Origin of the sequence: Acinetobacter sp. BSP-28, from assembly GCF_044130285.1 — a bacterium.
Taxonomy (GTDB): Bacteria; Pseudomonadota; Gammaproteobacteria; order Pseudomonadales; family Moraxellaceae; genus Acinetobacter.
Genome location: NZ_JBIQOB010000004.1, coordinates 117,886 through 139,797, shown reverse-complemented (window position 1 = coordinate 139,797; position 21,912 = coordinate 117,886). Strand labels below are relative to the sequence as shown.

Sequence of the window (21,912 nt, the reverse complement as noted above, 5' to 3'; positions counted from 1 at the left end):
TAACTTGCATAAATTCTGACAGCTTATTTGTCAGTCACTTAGATAGATCTCAACCCGATTGCATACCTATGGCTATTCCTCAACACACGATTGATCAAATCCTGGATCGCACCGATATTGTCGATCTGATTGGTCAGCGCGTGAAACTCAAGAAAACCGGTCGTACCTATTCAGGTTGCTGCCCTTTTCATCAGGAAAAATCGCCATCTTTCCATGTCTATCGCGACAAGCAATATTTTCATTGTTTTGGCTGTCAGGCCAACGGCAACGCCATTCGCTTTTTAATGGATATTGACGGTCGTAACTTTATTGATGTGATGAAGGACCTGTCGAGCCGCACCGGTATTGAACTGCCTAAAGACAATAACGACAGCAATAAAATCAAATATAAACGTGAAGCAGCCAAACCTGCTCCAATAGCACAGCTGCAAGAACAACCGCAAAGCACAAACAATCAGACAACAGATGTTGCACCTGTAGTAAACTTTGATCCTTTTGCCGAATTTCAGGCGCAAGAAAACGAATACTATGGCGATCCATTTGCATCTTTTGAAATGCCAATGGAAGAAACAGCGCAAGATGGCAACCTGTTTGATCTGCTGGAAAATATTGCCCAGTATTATCAACGCCAATTACCGCAAAGTGCCAGTGCCCAGCAATATTTCAAACAGCGTGGCTTAAGTGCAGAGACCATTGACTATTGGCGCTTAGGCTATGCACCAGAAGATTGGCAACACCTTGAAAAAGCCTTTCCTCAAGATATTGAAGGTTTAAAACTGCTCGGGTTAATCCGTACCAGTGATAGTGGCCGTGATTTTGATCTGCTGCGTGACCGGGTGATTTTCCCGATTCGTGATCCCAAAGGTCGCGTCGTTGGTTTTGGTGGTCGTGCCTTAAATGACGAAATCAAACCCAAATACATCAACTCGCCTGACTCGGAAGTGTTCCATAAAAACCAGTTGCTCTATGGTTTATATGAAGGTCGCAAACAGAAAGCCCAAGACTGGCTGATGGTTGAAGGTTATATGGATGTCATTGCCTTGCAGCAATATGGCATTTCTGGTGCCGTGGCGACCTTGGGAACGGCGAGCAATACCGAACATCTGAATATTCTGTTCAAGCAGAATAACCGCATCACTATTGCCTTCGATGGTGATGCTGCCGGACAAAAAGCTGCCCGCCGCACTCTGGAAATTGCCCTGCCGCTACTCAACGACGGCCGCGAACTCAAGTTCTTTGTACTGCCCAATGATCACGATCCGGACTCGCTGATCCGTCGTGAAGGCATTGAAAACTTCCATCGCTTATTACAACAAGCGCCATTATTGTCCGATTTTGTCTTTGCCCTTTTAACCCAGAATCATGATGTGACCAAGCCGGAAGGCAAAAGTCAGGTCATGGGCGAATTACGCCAACTGACTGAACTATTGCCAAAACAGGGTTCGTATCGCTATCTGTTACAGCAGTTTTTCCGGGAAAAACTGGGCTTTAATCGCAAATGGCAACCACAAGTTAACAATGACGCATCCTTAAGCTTTAGCACCAAGATTGATGCTGAAGAATATGTGATTGCCATCCTGATGAATCACCCCTATCTGTATATTCATTTTGAACCGCTACGCGCCTTGATTTTTCAGGATCAACTGCTGTTTAAAATTCTCAATGTCTTCAATATCATTTTTGATGATTTACCTGATGATACCGAACTGTCGCAGTATTATGTCTTAGGTGCCTGTGCTCCATATCACCATGATCTGCAAAATATTTTGCTACACGCCAATGTCAGTGATTACACTTCATCACCCGAGCAGGCAGATAAATTGGCGGAAGATTTTTCCATCAAACTGCAATATCAATGTTTGCAACAGAAACTCAAATCGAAGAAATTTGCCAGCATTGCCGAAATGCGCAATCTGAAACAGAAAATTTACGAGATTGATAAAAAACGCTCGCTTACTTTACTGGAAGAATAAGCGAGCAGCATTCTACTACTTATGATTCATGCTTGGTATTACGCCGTTTGGCAAATACATCTTCTAGTTGCTCGCGCATAGATTCAAAACAGCCTGGATCTTCAGCCTTGGCAGCTTGTCGCAACAAGATAGAAGTCGGATGGAGTAGTTTTTGTGTCAGGCGATGCGAGAATTCCTGTAAAATCTGCTCTGCATTGTCACCACTTGCCAGACGAGACATAGCCAAAGCCAGTTCTTCCTGTCTGAGTGCTTCACCCTGTTCACGATAAGCCTGAATGGTACTGCCTGCTTTTTTGATTTTTTCCTGGGTCAGCATTTCTGTGGCTAACTGATTGACCATCACCTCTGCTTCAACCGCAGCCTGGCGACGTTGGGCAAGATTGTCGTCAATGACACTTTGCAGGTCATCCACTCCATATAAGTAAACACCATCCAGAGATTCTACTTTGGGATCAATATCGCGCGGAACGGCTAAATCTACCAACAGCATTTGTTGATAACGACGCTTTTTCAACGCTGTTTTGACATCTTGATATGAAATGACCTGATGCAGACTTCCGGTACAGCTTGAAATGACATCTGCACGGTGCAAATTTGCAGCAAGTTCGGAAAATTCAATAATTTCTACATCAACACGATGGGCAATTTCCTGTGCCAAACTTTCTGCACGGGCGCGTGTCCGGTTGCAAATCAGGATTTTACCCACACCCATTTCTGCTAAATGCTTCGCCACCAGGCTATTCATTTCCCCAGCGGCTACCACCAACACGGTCAGTTTTTCAGGTTTGCTAAAGACTTGCAGCGCCAACTGGGCAACGGCATAGCCCATCGAAACGGCATGACTCCCCACGGCTGTTTCCGAGCGTACACGTTTTGCCGCGTAAAAGGCGTATTCAAAAATCCGGTTTAAATTCGGCGATACGGTATGCGCATCTTTAGCCAGAGACAATGCAGATTTCACCTGCCCCAAAATTTGCGGTTCACCTAGCATCAGCGAATCCAGACCACTGGCTACCCGCATTAAATGGGTCACTGCCTGCGCATTTTCGTAACGATATACATGATTAAACAATTGTTTAACATCTAGGCCATTTGCTTCGGCGAGCCAATTCATTACCATGTCCGCATTTTCAGACATGGCATAAACTTCGGTGCGGTTACATGTAGAGACCACCACCATATCATTCAGGTCATGGTTTTGGCTTTGCAGGGCAAGCAGGTGCATTAATTTTTCAGGATTAAATGCAATCTGCTCACGCAGCTCTACAGAGGCGGTTTGATGGTTGACACCCAATGCAAAGAAAGACATATCAGATCATCATTTCGCTAAATTTATGCTATTGTGCAGTATTGGTGTCATAAAAAGCATTACTTGGATCAAGAAAAATTGCGTCAAACAAATAGCCGGATAAACGGCGCGACAATTAAGCAATATTTTACCACATTCTTACTTGTGGGTAGCATGGCTTACAGTGCTCATATTAGAGCATCTGGAGAAATTTATCATGCCAATTCAAATTATAATGCCATAAAACAAAGCATGATTGCTGAATTTGCACTGACCTATCAGGACATTCCCACAGCATTACACAACTACACCGTGCTTGCAATTAAAAGCAATTCCACCACGGTTAAACAGCGTGCCTTAAATATTGCCATTGAACAGAATGATCTAAAAGCGGCGCTGGATATTGCGACCCACTGGGTGGTGCAAGAACCGACTGACGTTCCGGCTTTATTTTATCTTTCACATATTGCCTTAAAAGCTCATGAATATGAACTGGCCGCAGAAACGCTGGACAAGATTTTAAACATTGACCCGAATGCAGACCTGGAAAAAATTCTGGTCGGGATTGCACCGGAAGAACCCGAAGATCGCGATTTTTTGATTGATGCCTTGCGTAAAAGTAAAGAACGGGACAATCCTTCTGTACTGGTGCTAATTGCAGGTTTAGAAGCGCAAAACGGGCAACTGGAACAAGCCCTGACCACCATTAGTCGTGCATTAAAAAAGCGCGCCAATGTGACCGGCTTTATTTTAATGAAGGCCAATTTGCTTAGTACCCTGGGCGACGATGAAGAAACCCTAAAATGGTATAATAAAGCCAGTCGCAAACATAAAAACAATATAGAAGTTCGCTTAGCTGAAATTAAATACCTGATTAAGTTAAACAGATCAGAAGAAGCACTCAATAAACTCGAAACCGTATTAAAAAAATGGCCGCATGAAGAAGAAGCGCTGTTTATTGCCGGTTTAACCAGTATTGACCTGGAACAATATGAAAAAGCTGAAAAATATTTAGTAGAGCTACGTTATTCCACTCAATATCAAAATGAAGCCTATTACTATCTGGCAGTCAATGCCGAACGAAAGCAGCATTTTGAAACTGCAAAAGCCTATTACCGTTTGGTGGATGGTAGCCTGTACACAGTGTCACGCCGCAGCATGATCAATATTTTTGCCGCCCAGAACCAGCCCACCGATGCCCTGCGCTTCCTGACCCAGGAGCGGGTCAATTATCCGCAATATGCCAGTTTCCTGTACCAGGCTCAGGCCGATATTTTAAAACGCATGGACAATAAAAAAGCAGCCATGCGCCTGCTGGATGAAGCCATTAAAAATATCCCCGATGATCCGGAACTGATCTATTCAGAAGTGTTATTACTTGATCCTTATCAAGATCGTGACAAACTTGATAAATTATTGAAAAAATTACTGGAAATTGAGCCAAACAGCCCAACTTATCTGAATGCCTACGCCTATACGCTTGCGCTGCAAAACCGGCGTTTAGATGAAGCCCGCAAGTATGTTGAACATGCCCTGGAATTTGCTCCGGAACAGGCCTCTATTTTAGATACTTTAGGCTATATCACCTTTTTACAAAACGACTTTAAAACTTCTGCTCAAGTGTTAGAACAAGCCTATAAATTGAGTCAAAATGTGAAAATTGGAGTGCGTTATGCCAAATCCTTATACATGCAAGGTGAGCTGACAAAATTTAATAAAGTGTTACAAGAATTACAAAGAAATCATCCTAATGATCCGCAATTAGAACAATTGAAATCGTTACTGTTACCGCAACAAATGAAGAAGAGTTAAATATCTTGATGCATATTTTTTCAAAATTCAGTTTAAGCCTGCTTGCAGCAAGCACGCTGATCCTGACCGGTTGCCAGCAATACACCCAACCTCAAGCACCTAATGTCGCTCAAATTCCTGAAGCAGCAAAAAATTTCAATCTGCAAGGTAAAATTGGGGTAAGAACACCGGGACAATCTGGCAGCGCATTCTTTACCTGGATACAACAGCAGGATGAATTTGACATCGAGTTAAGCGGAATTTTGGGTGTCGGCAAGACCCAGATTTCAGGTCAACCGGGTAATGTCACCCTTAACAGTGCCAAAACAGGTTTGATTCAAGCAGACACACCTGAAGAATTGCTGCAGCGTGCAACAGGCTGGCAGGCCCCAATTACCCATTTAGTCGATTGGGTTCAGGCCAAACCGGCCACCACACAGGCAAAAATCAGTAAAGATGAGCAAAACCGCCCAATTCAATTTCTGGAAGATGGCTGGATAGTAGATCTCAGTTATAACGAGCAAGCTCAGTTACCGAACAAGCTAGTTTTAAAGCATGTGCTTGAATCCGGTCAGGAAAACCGTATTACAATGCTCATTCAAAACCGTTAAGCCTATTCAAAAGTTCAAAATTCTATGATTCGTGTTCCTTCTCCTGCCAAGCTTAATCTTTTTTTGCATATCACCGGTCGTCGTGACGACGGCTATCATGAATTGCAAAGTATTTTTCAGCTCATCGACCTGTGTGACTGGCTGGAATTTAGCCAAACCGTGAATCCTGAAATTAACATTGATGGATTAAAAAGCGTTGATTTGGAACAAAACCTCATATTCAAGGCAACACAGATTTTAAAACCGTATGCAAAAGCATATTCAGGCTTAACTATCCGCATTGAAAAAAATATCCCCATGGGTGCAGGGCTTGGTGGCGGCTCATCTAATGCAGCGACTACTCTCATTGTGGTCAATCAATTATGGCAATGTGGCTTAAACATTGAGCAGTTGGCAGAGCTGGGGCTAAAACTCGGTGCTGATGTTCCCATTTTTGTTCATGGCCGGAATGCCTGGGCGGAAGGTATTGGTGAACACTTAACATTCATAGACTTAGATCAAAAACAATACATTGTGCTAAAACCTGACTGTTTTATCAGCACTCAACTTCTTTTTTCACAAAAAACGTTGACAAGAGACACGAAGCCTACTAAATTTTGCGCCTATCAGTTAAAGCCATTTAACTTTGGAAATAACTTTGAGCCTTTGGCAAGAAGCTTATATCCGGAAGTAAATGAAGCAATGCAGTATTTAGACCAGTTCGGTATTGCAAAACTTACAGGTACAGGTGCTTGTGTTTTTACTGAAGTAACTGCTGATATGAATATTGATGAGATTTTAGCTCATTCGCCGTGTAAAGCTTACTTGGTGAATAGTTTAAATGAATCACCATTACGTCATTTCAAGGTTATATGATAGGGGCGTCGCCAAGTGGTAAGGCACCGGGTTTTGATCTCGGCATCCGTTGGTTCGAATCCAGCCGCCCCTGCCATCATATTCATCTGTAGATTACTGTATTAGGGGCGTCGCCAAGTGGTAAGGCACCGGGTTTTGATCTCGGCATCCGTTGGTTCGAATCCAGCCGCCCCTGCCATTTAAACTCGTCGTTTAAATTAAAAATACAGCAATCAAATTTAGGGGCGTCGCCAAGTGGTAAGGCACCGGGTTTTGATCTCGGCATCCGTTGGTTCGAATCCAGCCGCCCCTGCCATTTTCTCAAAAAAGACAGAACAGAATTTGCATGTTCATTTGTTAATTCACCTTGACACAGAACAGCAAAAATATTAAAGTTCTGCCGCATTAGGGGCGTCGCCAAGTGGTAAGGCACCGGGTTTTGATCTCGGCATCCGTTGGTTCGAATCCAGCCGCCCCTGCCATCTATTTTCAAACATTCCAACCGCCAAGGGTGCTTCATGCCCAATCTTGTCGTTTTTAGTGGAACTGCACATCCACAATTCGCCCAAAAAGTCGTAAGCCATCTGCACATCCCTTTAGGTGCAGCATCTGTAGGTCAATTTTCTGACGGTGAAATTGCTGTCGAAATTACTGAAAATGTTCGTGGTAAAGACGTGTTCCTAGTACAACCTACTTGCGCCCCAACGAATGACAACCTGATGGAAGTCCTCGTTATGGCTGATGCTTTGCGTCGTGCAAGTGCTGGTCGTATTACTGCTGTCATCCCTTACTTCGGATATGCTCGTCAAGACCGTCGTCCTCGTTCAAGCCGTGTGCCAATCACTGCAAAAGTTGTAGCAGATATGCTTACAACTGTTGGTATTGACCGCGTTGTAATGATCGACCTTCATGCTGACCAGATTCAAGGTTTCTTCGATATCCCTGTAGACAACATCTACGGTACTCCTGCATTACTTGCTGACCTTCGTCAACAGCAACACCATAACCTTATGGTTGTTTCTCCAGACGTTGGCGGTGTAGTTCGTGCACGTGCTGTAGCGAAACAAATGGGTGATATCGATCTTGCAATCATCGATAAACGTCGTCAAAAAGCCAATGAATCACAAGTGATGCATTTGATTGGTGATGTGAAAGATCGTGACTGTGTGATCGTGGATGATATGGTTGATACAGCAGGTACCTTATGTAAAGCTGCTGATGCACTGAAACAGTTTGGTGCTCGCCGTGTAGTTGCCTATGCAACCCACCCTGTACTTTCTGGTAAAGCAATTGAGAACTTAAAGAACTCTGTAATCGACGAACTCGTTGTTACAGATACGATTCCTCTTTCTCAAGAAGCTCAAGAACTTGGTAAGATTCGCCAAGTTTCAGTAGCCAGCATGGTTGCTGAAACAATTCGTCGTATTAACAACGAAGAATCTATTAGCGCAATGTTTGATTCTTATCTATAATATAGCGCTAAATTTTCAAAACCCTGCCCTAGGCAGGGTTTTCTATCGCTGAGCTGGTCGAAAACTCAGCTTAATTAAACTTAAATTAGGAATGTCTATCATGGCAAACTTCGTATTAAACGCAGCAGCACGTGAAGAAGCAGTACAAGGGAAAGGTTCGAGCCGCCGCCTTCGTCTTCAAAACAAAGTACCAGCAATCATCTACGGTTCAGGTGAGCCTGTTGCAGTAACTTTAGAACTTCGTGAACTTGTTAAAGCACTTGAAAACAACGCTTTCTTTGAAGAAGTTGTTGAAATCAAAGTTGGCGATAAAGTTGAAAGCGTTAAAATCCAAGCTTTACAACGTCACCCAGCTAAAAACACTCCAATGCACGCTGACTTCAAACGCGCATAAGTGTTAACGGTGTAAATTAGTGTCAAAACTTTCGCTAATTGTTGGTTTGGGCAATCCTGGTAAGGAATACGCCCAAACCCGCCATAATGCAGGCTTCTGGTTCGTTGAACGCCTTGCAGAACAATATGGCATCTCTCTCAAAGCCGATCCTAAATTCCACGGAATTAGTGGTCGCGGTAATATTGAAGGTCAAGACGTCCGTCTGCTTTTACCTACTACATTTATGAATGCCTCCGGTAAAAGTGTTGTGCCCTTCGCCAAATTCTATCAAGTTGCACCTGAAGCCATGCTGATTGCTCATGATGAACTGGATATGAACCCTGGTGTCATTCGCCTGAAAACAGGTGGCGGTCACGGTGGACATAACGGTTTACGTGATATCGTTCCGCATACAGGTCCTAATTTCCATCGCTTACGTATCGGTATTGGTCACCCTGGTTCCAAAGAACGCGTATCGGGTCATGTACTGAGCAAAGCACCGAGCAGTGAACAAGGTTTAATGGATGATGCGATTGCACATGCTTTATCCCGCATTAAATTGCTGGTAAACGGTGACATACAGCCAGCCATGAATCAAATTAATGCCTACAAACCGAACTGATCATTCTACAAATAATTGAATTTTCCTTCTTGCCATGTTGCTTTTTTCGGAGCAAAATGCGCTTTCTGCGGATTACTGATCCAGTAAGAAGTGATTTGATTTAACTAAGATAAAATCTTAGATCAACTAAGGAGACGCTAGCCATGCTTTCTCGTTTATTAAAAGCTAAAATTCACCGTTGTGTCGTTACACAAGCAGAATTACATTATGAAGGTTCTTGTGCAATTGACGGCGTGTTAATGGATTTAGCCGGTATCCGTGAATATGAAGAAATTCATATGTGGAACGTGACTAATGGTAAGCGTTTTACCACTTATGCCATTCGTGGTGAAGAAAATTCAGGCATCATTTCAGTGAATGGCGGTGCTGCCCTGCAAGCTGATGTAGGTGATCTGATGATTATCGCAACATTTGGCGATTTCACCGAAGCTGAAGCAAATGCACATAAACCACGTCTGGTTTATGCCAACCCAAATAATACGGTAAATCACACTGCGAACTGTATTCCTGTACAGGTTGCCTAAACTGATCAGTTCAGGTCAAAATTCAAAAAGCTCGCTTCTGCGGGCTTTTTTATACCCTACATATTCATAATTATAAAATTACTCTAGAGTTATTCCTAGCTTGACGATTGATATGACTGATTCATCTATAGAAATTTGTACCCACTGTTAAAAACAGGTCTATACTTATTGCACATCGCTTCAGGGCGGGGTGCAATTCCCCACCGGTGGTAAATTAAAACTATATTCTTGTAGGATTTAATCAGCCCACGAGCCTGTAAACCTGTTAGGGTTTGCTCGCAGATTTGGTGAAAAACCAAAGCCGACGGTATAGTCCGGATGAAAGAAGACGACGTAACCGATATTTATATGTGATATATCGCTGCGACCCCATTTCTACATCAGTCCTGAAATGTTCAACCGTATGTTTATTTTACGAGAGCGTTTCAATGTCTAGTTTGATTCAACCCGAAATTTTCTTTTCTGCCCTTCCTCCTGCTGAACAACGCATCCAAAAAGCTTTAGAAGATATCCGCCAGGGTAAACCTGTTTTGGTGATGGATGACTTTGACCGCGAAAATGAAGCCGACCTGATTGTTGCCGCAGAGACCTTAACCGTAGAAACCATGGCTCGCATGATTCGTGATGGTTCAGGCATTGTCTGTCTTTGCCTGACCGATGAACTCGCCAATCATTTAGAACTTCCACCAATGGTAACTGACAACTCGAGTCAGTTTAAAACAGCCTTTACCGTGACCATTGAAGCAGCTTCAGGTGTCACTACTGGTGTTTCGGCAAAAGACCGTACCACCACAGTAAAAGCGGCAATTAAAGATGGCGCTGTCGCAAGCGACTTAAACCGTCCAGGTCATGTCTTCCCTTTGCGTGCCCGTGAAGGTGGCGTACTCACCCGTCGTGGTCATACCGAAGGTACAATTGATCTCGCACGTTTGGCCGGTTTAAAACCCGCTGGTGTATTATGTGAACTGACCAATCCTGACGGCACGATGGCATCTGGTATTCAGGTTCTGTCCTATGCACAGACTCATCATTTAACCGTGATTACCATTGAGGAAATTGTACAGTACCGTTTGCAGCATAATCTTTAACCGAGACAACAAAGCTTGCCACAAAAAAATTAAAATCATCAGGCTTCCTAGTCAAGCCTGATGATTTTTTAATGCAAAATGATTTCAGTGCACACGAGAATAAGAATTTTTTTATAAATTTTAAGTTTTAAAAGAGGACTTAATCCTCTTCTTCCAGACTTTGCAGCAAATGCATACTGATACCATCAGCGCGTAAAAAGGCCAAATCATAACTGGCCGTGGCAAGTGCCAATACTCGTCGCTCAAATTCATCCCACAAAGGACGAACATCTTTATAGTGAATACCTAACCCACTATCATCGGTGAAATGGCGATTTTTCTCACACAACTTTAATGCATGGTAGAGCTTACGTCCTTTGCTCGCATCAGGACGCAACCGCACACGCTTGGATAAAACAAAGCCTTCCACATGGGCTATATCAGCCATCGGCAACATCGGAATCAAAATCTGATCCAGTTGTGAATCTAATCGACGCCAAATAGCCGTGTGCTGCTCAGGCGTATAGGTATTCCATTTAATCACTTCATGATTAAAACGACGGCAACCACGACACACCGAATCACCAAACACCGTAGAGCAACGCCCTGCACATGGAGTCAAAGAGGCAATTCGACGATCAGTATTCAAAATAAACTCCGAAATTCAACAACATTCAAGTCTGGAAAATTCAGACCATTTTTCTAATTTAAGATGCAATTGGCACAGGCATCATACATCCCTAAACAGCAAATTAAAAACCATATTTTGCAAAGGGTTTTCTCGCTAATTTTACGAAATCAAGCTAGAATATGCGCCTTAAATTTTGTCTTATCTTAAATACATTTGGAGTATTCCATGAACGCTACTGTAGAACAGCTTGCACCTGTAGAACAGCAAGCGACCACTGAATGGGTTGTTGCAGCACTTTATCAATTCAAAGAAGTTCAAGATCCAGCCGATCTTCAACAACGTCTTCTTGATCTGGTAAAAACCATCAATCTTTGTGGAACTCTAATTGTTGCAGGTGAAGGCATTAACGGTACTGTAGCGGGTGACCGTGCAGCGATCGATACCATTCATCAATTTCTTCTCAATGAAGGTTTTAACGCAATGGAATATAAAGAGTCCCAAAGCTCTGATAAACCATTCCGTAAAATGAAAATCAAACTGAAGAAAGAAATTGTAACTTTAGGCGTAGAAGTCAAACCGCGTGATTTAGTGGGTCACTATCTTGATCCTAAAGAATGGAATGAACTGATTGCACGTGACGACGTAATTTTGATTGATACGCGTAACGACTACGAATATAAAGCCGGTACGTTTAAAGGTGCGCTTGATCCTAAAACCGAAACCTTCCGTGAATTCCCGGAATATGTAAAAAAACAACTGGAACAGCACAAAGACAAGAAAATTGCCATGTTCTGTACTGGCGGTATTCGCTGTGAAAAATCCACTTCTCTTCTTCTTCAAGAAGGCTTTAATGAAGTCTATCATCTCAAAGGCGGTATCTTAAAATACCTGGAAGAAACTCCTGCTGATGAAAGCATGTGGGAAGGCGAATGTTTCGTCTTTGATGGTCGTACAGCTGTTACTCATGGTGTAGAAGAAGGTCAAAATATCAAGTGTCATGCTTGTGGCTGGCCTTTGCTTCCTGAAGAAGTAGAACTCCCAAGCTATGAACATGGTGTATCATGCAAATACTGCATCGACAAAACCAGCGAGAAGCAAAAAGCCGGTTTCCGTATGCGTCAATCACAAATTGCAGCTGCTAAACGCAAACGTCTGTAATCGAGTTCCTTCAAAAAAGCCCTCTACTATAGAGGGCTTTTTTATTTACTCAAAACCAACAATAAATAAAAAAATATCACCAAGTTTTACCATTAATGTGTGTCAAGTCACAAATAATCTGTTAGTCTGATATAAAAATTACAATAAACCTGTAACCTATTAATTTTTAACGTGAAATATTTAATATATAACCTAAAAAAGTAACGTGAAAAAGGAGTTAAATATATGTCAAGAACAATTAGCCGTTCAGCCAATTATACTCGCCGCTTTCACCTTGTGCGCGAAAGAAATCTGCAAAAAGTAGAACAAATTAAACAAACTTTAGAGCAAGAATCGCATCTTTTTATTGTGATTATGGGTGCTGTAATTGGCAGTATTTTTTCCCTATTCATTGCATATCATCTCACCCCTAATCTGCTGGAATATGCTTTGCTCGGTGTAATTCCATTTGCACTCGCCTATAGTTTAAGAAAAGTTTATATCTATACCCTGATTCATAGCCAAGAATAATCAGGATTGATTGCTTGGCTATGCTTTACCCTGCATCAAATAATATTTAGGATGGTGTAAATATCACGATTATTTTTATCACTTTATGAATCTGACAGAATGGATTATTTCCATTATGGAACAATTGGGCTATCTCGGTATTGCCCTGCTGATGTTTCTTGACAATGTATTCCCCCCCATTCCATCTGAAATCATCATGCCTTCAGCTGGCTATTCTGCCTCACAAGGACAGCTAGCTTTAGTGGGCGTCATCATTGCCGGTTGTTTCGGTTCATTGCTTGCTGCTGCTGTACTCTATTGGATTGGTTATAAGTTTAACCATGACAGTATTTTTCGTTTTGTTGACCGTTATGGCAGATATCTGTTTATCAAATCCAGTGATGTCAAAAAGTCCCTAGACTGGTTTGAACACTATGGACATCGCATCGTATTCTTTGGTCGTATGATTCCGGCAGTTCGGTCGCTTATCAGCATTCCTGCAGGCATGAGCCGGATGCCATTCTGGAAATTTATGTTTTACAGTGGATTAGGCACCATCATCTGGACTACATTCCTGGCTTGTGTCGGATTTTACTTTGGTGAAAACCAGCAACTAATGCAGCAAATCTTCAGTAACGTCAGTTATGTGATTATTGCCATTGTGGTGTTCATCATTGGCTGGATTGTATACCGTAGACAGCAGCGCAAAAATCGTCCATCCTGAATTTAAGTGATACTCAGGAGACTAAGACGATGTCGCATTATCTTAAATATTTTGCAGTTGTTTATAGTATGGTATTAATCCTGTTAGTCAGCCTCCTAATTTATGGCTTAAAGCTTGGTGCCATTACTCTACTGCCTGGACTGATTGCTTCCGCTTTTCTAAGCGCCAGACATTTTGTCAAAAAAGAACAGCGCTTACCGAATGCCAAGGAAAAAAATACACTGGTTTGGGGATCCACAGTGGTCGCCATGACCATTGGCTTTATCGTGATGTTTGTCTCTATTTTTATGCATCCACGAGCTGAGGAAATTTTAATGGCAATGGGTTATGCTGGGAGAGCCCGTAATTCATTGTTGGTCGCAGCTGCCATTGCCTTACATGGGTTGATCTTTCATATCGCTTATAATGGTTATGCCCGCTATACTTTGAATAAATATAAATAAATTTTACTGATGAATTCCCTAGAGCTACTATAAAAATAAAAATTCAGGCCTAAAAAAAGCACCTTATGGTGCTTTTTTTATTGAGCCAATTAATTTGGCGTGTAATCTATGCGCCGCGATTGTAGCGGCTCAAAATGTAACATCACGCTGGCGTGTGGTACATGAGATACAATTCATTCAAATTGTCTGGAATTTCTTCAGCAATTTCATCCATGAGCTGACCATTGCGACGGAAAGATTCCATTTGCGGATCTTCTTCATCCACACCACTGAAAACCATCATTGGTAAAGTTAAGTCTACCAATTGCTCTTCATGTTCAGGCGTGAACCAGGCATCTTCGTTTAGGAACATTGCATCGACAAAGCCAACGCTCCAGTCACCTAAACTTGAATCCACTTCTGCTTCTTCAATTTCAAAAGGAAACTCAATTCCTTCTTCATTAGCCAAGCTTTGACGAATTGATTCTAACCATGCTTTTACTTGTGCAATAATTTCAGCAGGTACTTTCTTTTGATTGTTATCAAAAAGTTCGTCCAACCATTTATCGAATTTCGGACCAACAGCAATTGCACATAAAAAGCCATGAGTAGCCGGGAAATCTAGACCATATTCATTTTGGTCGCCATCTAGATATTCGCTCAAAAGGTCTAAATCTAAAGCACTCATTTAAAATCCAGGTTTGTAAAATAACTACGGCATAGCATAGCATTTTAGCCCGCTATGCTGAATCCTATTTTAGTCTTCTTCGTCATCAAAATCGTCGTCATCATCCAGATCATAATCAAAATCTTTCAGTTCACGCTCTAAACGACGTTGTGCGAGAAGGTCATCAATGAGACGACGTTTTTCTAACGACTCTTTAGCACTAATTTTGCTTGATACTTCATCAAAACTAACATCATCATCACTGTAGCTATCATCTAGTTCAAAATCTGTAGAAGACACTAAAACTACCTCATGGTGAAAAAAGTGAATGGGTCTAGGCGCTATTTATCGTGCTTATGCACTCTTGTCAAGTATTTTTATTTTTTTTCTCACAAAGCTGGTTTAATCTTGTTTTTTCCCCTAAAAATTGTGTATTTATTAATACCTAGAATTTTCAGCATGGCCTAATAAAAACTCAATATATTTTGAGTGATCCACCCTATGCACTTGAAAAAAAAAATTCCAGCCCAATATTGAAAACAGTTGTTAAAACAAATTCATATTTTTAAATGAGACTTGAGCAATCAATATTCAAAACAATTTTAAACGAATTGTGCTATCATGCACGGTTTTTCACTGCCACAGATTCAACGAAGAGTAAGCAAAGATGAGCGATATGACTTCCCCTACTTCGCAAGTAGCGGCTCTGATTAGCCGAGGCAAAGAGCAAGGTTACTTAACTTACGCTGAGGTTAACGATCATCTCCCGGACTCGATCACGGAAAGCGAACAGATTGAAGACATCATTCAGATGCTTCAGGACGTGGGTATTCCAGTTCATGAACGTGCGCCTGAATCTGATGACACTATGTTCGATGGTTCCAGTGCAGAAGCTGCCGATGAAGTTGCCGAAGAAGAAGCGGCAGCAGTACTTGCTTCTGTTGAAAACGAACCTGGTCGTACCACGGATCCAGTACGTATGTACATGCGTGAAATGGGAACGGTTGAACTATTAACACGTGAAGGCGAAATTAGCATTGCTAAACGCATTGAAGAAGGTATTCGTGACGTTCTTCACTCTATTGCGTACTGGCCAAATGCAGTTGAAGTTGTATTAAAAGAATATAATGATGTTGCCGAAGGTGAACGTCGTCTTGCTGATATTTTATCGGGCTATTTAGACCCGGAATCTGATGAAGAAATTCCAGAAGTTTTAGAAGAAGAAGCTGAAATCGATGAAGATGAAGAAGCTGATTCTAAAACAACCAAAGATGTAAAACTGGATGATGATGACGAAGAAGAATCTGAAAGTGATGATGATTCTGAAGGTGAATCAGGTCCTGATCCAGAAATTGCCCGTGTACGTTTTGCTGAATTGGAAGAAGCCTGGAAAGTAACCAAAGCTGCCATTGAAAAACATGGTCGTAACAGCAAACAAGCAGAAGAATCGCTTGAAGCACTTGCAACCGTGTTTATGATGTTCAAATTCACTCCTCGTTTGTTTGACATCATTTCTGAAATGATTCGTGGCACACATGAACAGATTCGTACTTCTGAACGTGAAGTGATGCGCTATGCAGTCCGTCGTGGCCGTATGGATCGTACTCAATTCCGTACTTCTTTCCCGGGTCAGGAATCTAATCCTGCATGGTTAGATGAGCAAATTGCCAAAGCACCTGCCGAGCAAAAAACTTATTTAGAAAAAGTACGTCCAGATGTACTGGCATTCCAGCAAAAGATTGCCGACATTGAAAAAGAATTGGGCTTGAATGTTAAAGAAATCAAAGACATTTCTAAACGTATGGCGGTAGGCGAAGCCAAAGCTCGTCGTGCGAAAAAGGAAATGGTCGAAGCCAACTTGCGTCTGGTAATTTCAATTGCGAAAAAATATACCAACCGTGGTTTGCAATTCCTTGACCTGATTCAAGAAGGGAACATCGGCTTGATGAAAGCGGTAGACAAGTTTGAATACCGTCGCGGTTATAAATTCTCGACTTATGCCACCTGGTGGATTCGTCAGGCAATTACCCGTTCGATTGCCGATCAGGCACGTACTATTCGTATTCCGGTACACATGATTGAAACCATCAACAAGATCAACCGTGTATCTCGTCAATTACTTCAAGAAATGGGCCGTGAACCAACCCCGGAAGAATTGGGCGAACGTCTGGAAATGGATGAAGTTAAAGTCCGTAAAGTACTTAAAATTGCCAAAGAGCCGATTTCTATGGAAACGCCAATTGGTGATGATGAAGATTCGCATTTGGGTGACTTCATTGAAGATGGCAACATCACTTCTCCAATTGATGCAGCAACTTCAGAAGGCCTGAAAGAAGCAACCCGTGAAGTACTGGAAAACCTGACTGAACGTGAAGCGAAAGTCTTGAAAATGCGTTTTGGTATCGACATGCCGACTGACCACACTCTGGAAGAAGTCGGTAAACAGTTTGACGTTACCCGTGAACGTATCCGTCAGATTGAAGCCAAAGCATTACGCAAATTACGTCATCCTTCCCGTTCTGAACACTTACGTTCATTCCTTGAAAATGACTAACCCATAGGGATACGCCGGGGAGTTGAAAAAGTATTTAGCAACCCCATCTAGTATTCAGCAACATATAACGCCTGCATTTACGCAGGCGTTTGATATATAAGTGGGACTACTATGACCATGTTAAACCGTACTCCATCTCGCGAACTTCAAGAACATCTTTGGGTTTTCCCAATGGATTATCCAATTAAACTGATTGGTGAAGCCTGCGAAGAATTACATATTGCTGTGGTAGACATTCTGGTAAAACATTTCCCGGAATTTGACGGTAACAGCATCAAGGTACAACCTTCACGTACCGGGAAATATCACTCTTTGACTGCCCAAATTGTTTTTGTAGAGCTGGAACAGGTGCATGCTTTATATGCTGACTTGGCAGCCTGCCCATTAATTAAAACCGCTCTTTAAGGGCATGAAAAAAACACGCTTCAGGCGTGTTTTTTTATTTATATAACAATAAAAATATGACTAATTCTGCAAAAAACTTTAAATCGTCCAGCGATCCCCCCTATCTCGGCACGATTTCACTATAATCCTTCCATCCTCTTAAAATTTTTTAAGGATGCACTTCACGTGACTGATGCTGTTCTAAAACCCAAACTGATTATTCGCCAATTTAACCAGCTCACCCCCTATCAGGATCGCTTTCAGGATATGAAAAACCTGACTGAAAATCGCGACGAGAATACGCCAGATGAACTGTGGATTTTACAGCATCATGATGTGCTGACCCAAGGTCAAGCTGGCAAGCCTGAACATATCCTCATGTCCAGCAATATTCCAGTGGTACAAACGGATCGTGGTGGACAAGTTACCTGGCATGGTCCGGGCCAACTGGTTGCCTATTTCATGTTTGACTTAAACCGCTTGGGCTGGAATGTACGCACGCTGGTGTCCTATGCTGAAAACCTGATGATTGAGCTGCTGAAAAAATATGGCATTGAAGCCTATGCCAAAGCAGATGCACCAGGCGTGTATGTCGATGAGCGCAAAATTGGTTCTTTGGGTTTTAAAATCCGTAAAGGGCGCAGCTACCACGGTCTGGCACTGAATATTGATTGCGACCTGACTGGCTTCCACACCATTAATCCCTGTGGTTATGCTGGTTTAGAAATGGTCCGCATCCAAGATTTAGTTGAAGATTATCCAAAATTCGAGAACTTATGCGTCGATATCATTGAAACTTTAAACAACAGCGGTTACTTTAGTGAAGTTCAAATCATGCAACAATAACTTTGCTTTTGGCATAAAAATAAATTAGAGTATTTACTCTAAACTAATAAAATATTTTTTAGATAAGGGATACGCGAGTGATTTCAACCAAATCCGTTAAGCCCGCTTTACAACTGACCTATGTCAAACTCATGATGGATGTGATTGGCAGAGGTCTGGTAATGGCGAGTCAAGTCGACGCCGAAGTAAAACAGGAAGTTGCAAAATTCCCTGTGGGTTTCGTTCTATCAATGAAAGTATTTCCCCATGGCCCGGCTTTTATTGCAAAAGTCACGCAAGACCATCAATTACAATTATTGCAATCTGCAGACAGCAAGCCTGACCTCACCATTACTTTTAAGCACTTAAGTCATGCTTTTTTAGTGTTTTCTTTTCAGGAAAGTACCGCACAGGCTTTTGCTCACGACCGTATGATTGCTGATGGAGATATTGCATTTGCCATTCGTCTGGTGCGTTGCTTAAACAAAATGGAAGCGCTCATTTTACCTAAACTGCTTGCTGAGCTTGCTGTAAAACAATATCCAACCGAATTGAGCTTAAAAGAAAAACTGAGTGGAGCTGCAAATATTTATTTGAAACTAGCTCAATCCTATTTTAAACGGAGTGCATAACATGGCTAAGCCTTATTACGAATTTTTCTGTCCAGTAAAAGTCATCGCAGGTCATGCCGCGTTAGAACATATTCCGTTTGAACTTGCTACTTTAGGTGCAAAACGCCCGCTAATCATTACCGATAAAGGCGTACGTAGCAACAATCTGCTTGCTCCTATTGAGGCGGCTTTTGAATCTACCGATGCGGTGATTGGCTATATTTTTGATGATGTTCCACCCGATTCAAGCGTACAAACCGTTCGAAATGCAGCGAAAGCTTATCGCGACAATCAATGTGATGCGATTATCGCTGTTGGTGGTGGTTCGGTGATTGATACCTCCAAGGCAACTAATATCCTGGTGACTGAAGGTGGCGATGACCTGCTTAAATATTCAGGTGCACATAACCTGCCAAAACCGTTAAAACCATTCTTCGTAATTCCTACCACATCGGGTACCGGTTCAGAAGTAACGATGGTTGCGGTAGTTTCAGATCTTGAGAAAAACGTCAAAATGCCGTTTGCATCTTATTACCTGATGCCACATGCCGCGATTCTTGACCCGCGTATGACCCAAACCTTGCCTCCGCATTTAACGGCAATGACGGCAATGGATGCATTGACCCATGCAGTTGAAGCCTATACTTGCATGGCTGCCAATCCGATCAGTGATGCTTATGCGACGGCTGCGATCAAAAAAGTCAGCAGCAGCCTGTTCAATGTTCTGGACAATCCAACCGATGAATTTGGCCGCCTGGAATTGGCGCAAGCTTCAACCATGGCTGGTATTGCGTTCTCTAACTCTATGGTAGGTCTGGTTCACTCACTCGGACATGCTTTAGGTGCGGTTGCCCACCTACCCCATGGTCTCTGCATGAACCTGTTCCTGCCTTATGTACTTGAGTACAACAAGGAAGTTAATGGCGATAAAATTGCAGAGCTATTACTGCCTTTAGCAGGGCCAGATATTTATGCACAGACGCCTGCACATTTACGTGCCGACAAAGCCATTGCCACTATTCTGACCATGCGTGACCGCTTATATGCACTGACCAAATTGCCACGTACTTTACGTGAAACTGGTAAAGTTTCAGAAGCACAACTTGATGAAGTCGCGGACAAGGCATTAAATGATGGTTCCATTATTTACAATCCTAAAGAAGCAACCCTGAGTGATTTAAAAGCGATTTTAGAAAAAGCTTGGTAAATATTGAAAATTAAGCAAATATAGCTAAAAATTAGCCTGATGTTTTTTTAAGCATCAGGCTTTTACTTTATGGAAAGATAAAGCGAACTTTTTATATCAAATGGCATATTTTCTGCATTAAAAACTCATAAAGATATTGGCAAAAGGTACCAAACTAGAGTAGATTGGCGCACTTTGTTTTATTCATATAGGGGGGATCGTTCGTCTCAAACGATCCTTGTAAACATGACTGATCCTTGATCAACGATTAAGAGGATAACGCCGTTGACAAATATCTCTGGGACTCAATCGGCAGCTAAACTGCAAAAAACGCTAGGGCTCTGGCACATTATTATTATTGGTTTAGCTTATATTCAACCAATGACGTTATTTGACACATTCGGCCTGGTTTCCGAAGAAAGTCATTTCCACGTACCGACGTCATACATTATTGCCCTGATTGCAATTTTGTTTACATCGATTAGTTATGGACACATGATCCGTCGCTATCCGTCGTCAGGTTCTGCTTATACCTATGCGCAAAAATCAATTCATCCGAACGTTGGTTTTATGGTGGGTTGGTCATCTTGGTTAGACTATCTGCTTTCGCCAATGGTCAACATCATTTTGGCGGTCATTTATCTAGAAGCTCTTTTCCCTGAGGTGAACCATTGGGTTTGGGTAGTCGTACTGACTGCATTTATGACCGGGGTAAACTTACGTGGTGCCAGATTCGTTGCCAACTTCAACGGCCTGATTGTATTGGTTCAGCTGGCAGTCATCGCCTATTTCACCTGGATGGTCTATACACTGCTTGCAGGCGGGGTCAATGCCGATGGTACATTAGCAAATGCCAAATACCAGTTGTGGAGCCTGGAACCATTTTGGAATGAAATGACAGCTTTAGGCCCACTCATTACCGGCGCAACATTGCTGTGTTTCTCTTTTACCGGTTTTGACTCACTCAGCTCACTGGCAGAAGAAACTAAAGATACTGAAAAAACCTTACCTAAAGCGATTTTCCTTACGGCACTCCTTGCAGGTATTATCTTCATTATCAGTACCTATTTCATGCAAATCTACTTCCCGAATGATCCGAAGACTTACTTTGAAGATGTTGCTGCAACTCAGCCAGATATCCTTCAAGCTGTGGGTGGAGTAGCGTTCAAAACTGTAGTGCTTTACTTTGCAATCGTCACGGTGATGGCATCGGGTATTTCTGCACATGCAGGTGTTTCACGCTTAATGTATGTGATGGGCCGTGATGGCGTGATCAATAAAAAGATCTTTGGTCATATCAGTCCGAAAAGCTACACTCCAGTTTACAACATTCTGATTGTCGGTGGCGTGGCTTTAACTGCTGGCTTTATGGATTTGGACATCGTGATTTCGATGATCAGTTTCGGTGCCTTAACTGCCTTTACCTTTGTGAATCTGTCTGTGATTTCACGTTATGCATTACGTGATGGTCGTACCAAAAATATCAAAGACATTTTCAGCTTTGTGGTGATTCCTTTACTCGGCTTCTTAAGCATTTTTGCGATGTGGCTTGAAATTGAAGATACTGCATTAAAATTCGGTTTATGGTGGGCAATGTTTGGTATTTTGTACCTGGGTTATAAAACCAAAGGTTTCAAACACCCGGCACCGCAACATAACGAGTTTGATGATTCTCATTAATGGTTTGATTTCCTTCATAAAAAAAG

The 21,912-nt window shown here is 42.2% G+C and carries 23 protein-coding genes, 4 tRNA genes and 1 riboswitch; of the genes, 23 read left to right on the top strand and 4 right to left on the bottom strand.

Features of this window, described 5'->3' with window-relative positions; genetic code table 11:
* Positions 1-68 precede the first annotated feature (68 nt).
* Complete coding sequence (locus tag ACE01R_RS04275; RefSeq protein WP_395547069.1) at positions 69-1,973, top strand: DNA primase; 1,905 nt, start codon at positions 69-71, stop codon at positions 1,971-1,973.
* Positions 1,974-1,992: 19 nt separating this feature from the next.
* On the opposite strand, the gene hemA is transcribed toward ACE01R_RS04275, so the two are convergent.
* Positions 1,993-3,282 (bottom strand): glutamyl-tRNA reductase, encoded by a 1,290-nt coding sequence (gene hemA / locus ACE01R_RS04270; RefSeq protein ID WP_395547052.1) that lies wholly within the window; start codon positions 3,280-3,282, stop codon positions 1,993-1,995.
* Between the two features lie 78 nt (positions 3,283-3,360).
* Between hemA and ACE01R_RS04265 the strand changes: the two genes are divergently transcribed.
* From ACE01R_RS04265 to ribB, 12 genes are all read left to right on the top strand, one after another.
* Positions 3,361-5,073, top strand: a complete 1,713-nt coding sequence (locus tag ACE01R_RS04265) for a tetratricopeptide repeat protein (RefSeq protein ID WP_395547027.1) — start codon at positions 3,361-3,363, stop codon at positions 5,071-5,073.
* Between the two features lie 8 nt (positions 5,074-5,081).
* A complete protein-coding gene (gene lolB, locus ACE01R_RS04260; protein ID WP_395546998.1) occupies positions 5,082-5,663 on the top strand; it encodes a lipoprotein insertase outer membrane protein LolB in 582 nt (193 codons plus the stop codon).
* A gap of 24 nt (positions 5,664-5,687) precedes the next feature.
* Positions 5,688-6,518 carry a 4-(cytidine 5'-diphospho)-2-C-methyl-D-erythritol kinase gene (ispE, locus tag ACE01R_RS04255; protein ID WP_395546983.1) on the top strand — a complete coding sequence of 277 codons (831 nt, stop codon included), beginning with the start codon at positions 5,688-5,690 and terminating at the stop codon, positions 6,516-6,518.
* A 1-nt stretch (position 6,519) separates the two neighbouring features.
* A tRNA-Gln gene (locus ACE01R_RS04250) sits at positions 6,520-6,594 on the top strand.
* A gap of 27 nt (positions 6,595-6,621) precedes the next feature.
* Positions 6,622-6,696, top strand: a tRNA-Gln gene (locus tag ACE01R_RS04245).
* 42 nt (positions 6,697-6,738) lie between these two features.
* Positions 6,739-6,813: transfer RNA gene (locus ACE01R_RS04240), tRNA-Gln, on the top strand.
* Between the two features lie 91 nt (positions 6,814-6,904).
* Positions 6,905-6,979 (top strand) — tRNA-Gln (locus tag ACE01R_RS04235).
* Positions 6,980-7,015: 36 nt separating this feature from the next.
* Positions 7,016-7,969 (top strand): ribose-phosphate pyrophosphokinase, encoded by a 954-nt coding sequence (locus ACE01R_RS04230; protein ID WP_086196840.1) that lies wholly within the window; start codon positions 7,016-7,018, stop codon positions 7,967-7,969.
* Positions 7,970-8,069: 100 nt separating this feature from the next.
* Positions 8,070-8,363: a 50S ribosomal protein L25 gene (gene rplY / locus ACE01R_RS04225; RefSeq protein ID WP_174558753.1), complete on the top strand. Its 294-nt coding sequence runs from the start codon at positions 8,070-8,072 to the stop codon at positions 8,361-8,363.
* Between the two features lie 19 nt (positions 8,364-8,382).
* Positions 8,383-8,964, top strand: coding sequence for an aminoacyl-tRNA hydrolase (gene pth / locus ACE01R_RS04220; RefSeq protein WP_395546927.1), 582 nt, complete (start codon positions 8,383-8,385; stop codon positions 8,962-8,964).
* 143 nt (positions 8,965-9,107) lie between these two features.
* Positions 9,108-9,488: an aspartate 1-decarboxylase gene (gene panD, locus ACE01R_RS04215; protein ID WP_086176275.1), complete on the top strand. Its 381-nt coding sequence runs from the start codon at positions 9,108-9,110 to the stop codon at positions 9,486-9,488.
* Between the two features lie 173 nt (positions 9,489-9,661).
* Positions 9,662-9,822: riboswitch (FMN riboswitch) on the top strand.
* Between the two features lie 94 nt (positions 9,823-9,916).
* Positions 9,917-10,576 carry a 3,4-dihydroxy-2-butanone-4-phosphate synthase gene (gene ribB / locus ACE01R_RS04210; RefSeq protein ID WP_395546924.1) on the top strand — a complete coding sequence of 220 codons (660 nt, stop codon included), beginning with the start codon at positions 9,917-9,919 and terminating at the stop codon, positions 10,574-10,576.
* Between the two features lie 139 nt (positions 10,577-10,715).
* Here the strand turns inward: ribB and ACE01R_RS04205 are convergent, their stop codons facing one another.
* On the bottom strand, positions 10,716-11,204 hold the full coding sequence (locus tag ACE01R_RS04205; protein ID WP_395546922.1) for a DUF1289 domain-containing protein: 489 nt from the start codon (positions 11,202-11,204) through the stop codon (positions 10,716-10,718).
* 207 nt (positions 11,205-11,411) lie between these two features.
* Between ACE01R_RS04205 and ACE01R_RS04200 the strand changes: the two genes are divergently transcribed.
* The 4 genes from ACE01R_RS04200 (at position 11,412) to ACE01R_RS04185 (ending at position 14,000) form a co-directional block, all read left to right on the top strand.
* The gene (locus tag ACE01R_RS04200) at positions 11,412-12,344 is read left to right on the top strand and encodes a rhodanese-related sulfurtransferase (RefSeq protein WP_395546903.1); all 933 of its coding nucleotides are present in this window, start codon (positions 11,412-11,414) and stop codon (positions 12,342-12,344) included.
* Between the two features lie 225 nt (positions 12,345-12,569).
* Complete coding sequence (locus tag ACE01R_RS04195; protein ID WP_395546892.1) at positions 12,570-12,854, top strand: FUSC family protein; 285 nt, start codon at positions 12,570-12,572, stop codon at positions 12,852-12,854.
* A gap of 85 nt (positions 12,855-12,939) precedes the next feature.
* A complete protein-coding gene (locus ACE01R_RS04190; protein ID WP_395546878.1) occupies positions 12,940-13,557 on the top strand; it encodes a DedA family protein in 618 nt (205 codons plus the stop codon).
* 29 nt (positions 13,558-13,586) lie between these two features.
* Complete coding sequence (locus ACE01R_RS04185; protein WP_395546876.1) at positions 13,587-14,000, top strand: ABZJ_00895 family protein; 414 nt, start codon at positions 13,587-13,589, stop codon at positions 13,998-14,000.
* Between the two features lie 142 nt (positions 14,001-14,142).
* Here ACE01R_RS04185 and ACE01R_RS04180 read toward each other — a convergent pair whose 3' ends face one another.
* Both ACE01R_RS04180 and ACE01R_RS04175 read right to left on the bottom strand, forming a co-directional pair.
* Positions 14,143-14,667, bottom strand: coding sequence for a YecA family protein (locus ACE01R_RS04180; protein ID WP_174558762.1), 525 nt, complete (start codon positions 14,665-14,667; stop codon positions 14,143-14,145).
* Between the two features lie 69 nt (positions 14,668-14,736).
* Positions 14,737-14,946 carry a PA3496 family putative envelope integrity protein gene (locus ACE01R_RS04175; protein WP_086176283.1) on the bottom strand — a complete coding sequence of 70 codons (210 nt, stop codon included), beginning with the start codon at positions 14,944-14,946 and terminating at the stop codon, positions 14,737-14,739.
* Between the two features lie 367 nt (positions 14,947-15,313).
* Between ACE01R_RS04175 and rpoD the strand changes: the two genes are divergently transcribed.
* The 6 genes from rpoD (at position 15,314) to ACE01R_RS04145 (ending at position 21,886) form a co-directional block, all read left to right on the top strand.
* Positions 15,314-17,200 carry an RNA polymerase sigma factor RpoD gene (rpoD, locus tag ACE01R_RS04170; RefSeq protein WP_395546873.1) on the top strand — a complete coding sequence of 629 codons (1,887 nt, stop codon included), beginning with the start codon at positions 15,314-15,316 and terminating at the stop codon, positions 17,198-17,200.
* 117 nt (positions 17,201-17,317) lie between these two features.
* On the top strand, positions 17,318-17,605 hold the full coding sequence (locus ACE01R_RS04165; RefSeq protein ID WP_395546864.1) for a YbeD family protein: 288 nt from the start codon (positions 17,318-17,320) through the stop codon (positions 17,603-17,605).
* A gap of 165 nt (positions 17,606-17,770) precedes the next feature.
* Positions 17,771-18,430, top strand: a complete 660-nt coding sequence (lipB, locus tag ACE01R_RS04160; RefSeq protein WP_395546844.1) for a lipoyl(octanoyl) transferase LipB — start codon at positions 17,771-17,773, stop codon at positions 18,428-18,430.
* Between the two features lie 77 nt (positions 18,431-18,507).
* Positions 18,508-19,041 carry a hypothetical protein gene (locus ACE01R_RS04155; protein ID WP_395546815.1) on the top strand — a complete coding sequence of 178 codons (534 nt, stop codon included), beginning with the start codon at positions 18,508-18,510 and terminating at the stop codon, positions 19,039-19,041.
* Between the two features lies 1 nt (position 19,042).
* Positions 19,043-20,227, top strand: coding sequence for an iron-containing alcohol dehydrogenase (locus ACE01R_RS04150; RefSeq protein ID WP_395546812.1), 1,185 nt, complete (start codon positions 19,043-19,045; stop codon positions 20,225-20,227).
* Between the two features lie 264 nt (positions 20,228-20,491).
* Positions 20,492-21,886: an APC family permease gene (locus ACE01R_RS04145; protein WP_395546810.1), complete on the top strand. Its 1,395-nt coding sequence runs from the start codon at positions 20,492-20,494 to the stop codon at positions 21,884-21,886.
* Positions 21,887-21,912 lie beyond the last annotated feature (26 nt).

Excerpts from the sequence above, each read along its gene's own strand:
- hemA (WP_395547052.1), bottom strand. The coding sequence starts at position 3,282 with ATGTCTTTCTTTGCATTGGGTGTCAACCATCAAACCGCCTCTGTAGAG.
- ACE01R_RS04200 (WP_395546903.1), top strand. The coding sequence starts at position 11,412 with ATGAACGCTACTGTAGAACAGCTTGCACCTGTAGAACAGCAAGCGACC.
- ACE01R_RS04195 (WP_395546892.1), top strand. The coding sequence starts at position 12,570 with ATGTCAAGAACAATTAGCCGTTCAGCCAATTATACTCGCCGCTTTCAC.
- ACE01R_RS04165 (WP_395546864.1), top strand. The coding sequence starts at position 17,318 with ATGTTAAACCGTACTCCATCTCGCGAACTTCAAGAACATCTTTGGGTT.
- lolB (WP_395546998.1), top strand. The coding sequence starts at position 5,082 with ATGCATATTTTTTCAAAATTCAGTTTAAGCCTGCTTGCAGCAAGCACG.
- ACE01R_RS04150 (WP_395546812.1), top strand. The coding sequence starts at position 19,043 with ATGGCTAAGCCTTATTACGAATTTTTCTGTCCAGTAAAAGTCATCGCA.
- ACE01R_RS04185 (WP_395546876.1), top strand. The coding sequence starts at position 13,587 with ATGTCGCATTATCTTAAATATTTTGCAGTTGTTTATAGTATGGTATTA.
- rpoD (WP_395546873.1), top strand. The coding sequence starts at position 15,314 with ATGAGCGATATGACTTCCCCTACTTCGCAAGTAGCGGCTCTGATTAGC.
- ACE01R_RS04180 (WP_174558762.1), bottom strand. The coding sequence starts at position 14,667 with ATGAGTGCTTTAGATTTAGACCTTTTGAGCGAATATCTAGATGGCGAC.
- ACE01R_RS04275 (WP_395547069.1), top strand. The coding sequence starts at position 69 with ATGGCTATTCCTCAACACACGATTGATCAAATCCTGGATCGCACCGAT.
- ribB (WP_395546924.1), top strand. The coding sequence starts at position 9,917 with ATGTCTAGTTTGATTCAACCCGAAATTTTCTTTTCTGCCCTTCCTCCT.
- rplY (WP_174558753.1), top strand. The coding sequence starts at position 8,070 with ATGGCAAACTTCGTATTAAACGCAGCAGCACGTGAAGAAGCAGTACAA.
- ACE01R_RS04230 (WP_086196840.1), top strand. The coding sequence starts at position 7,016 with ATGCCCAATCTTGTCGTTTTTAGTGGAACTGCACATCCACAATTCGCC.
- ispE (WP_395546983.1), top strand. The coding sequence starts at position 5,688 with ATGATTCGTGTTCCTTCTCCTGCCAAGCTTAATCTTTTTTTGCATATC.
- panD (WP_086176275.1), top strand. The coding sequence starts at position 9,108 with ATGCTTTCTCGTTTATTAAAAGCTAAAATTCACCGTTGTGTCGTTACA.
- ACE01R_RS04190 (WP_395546878.1), top strand. The coding sequence starts at position 12,940 with ATGAATCTGACAGAATGGATTATTTCCATTATGGAACAATTGGGCTAT.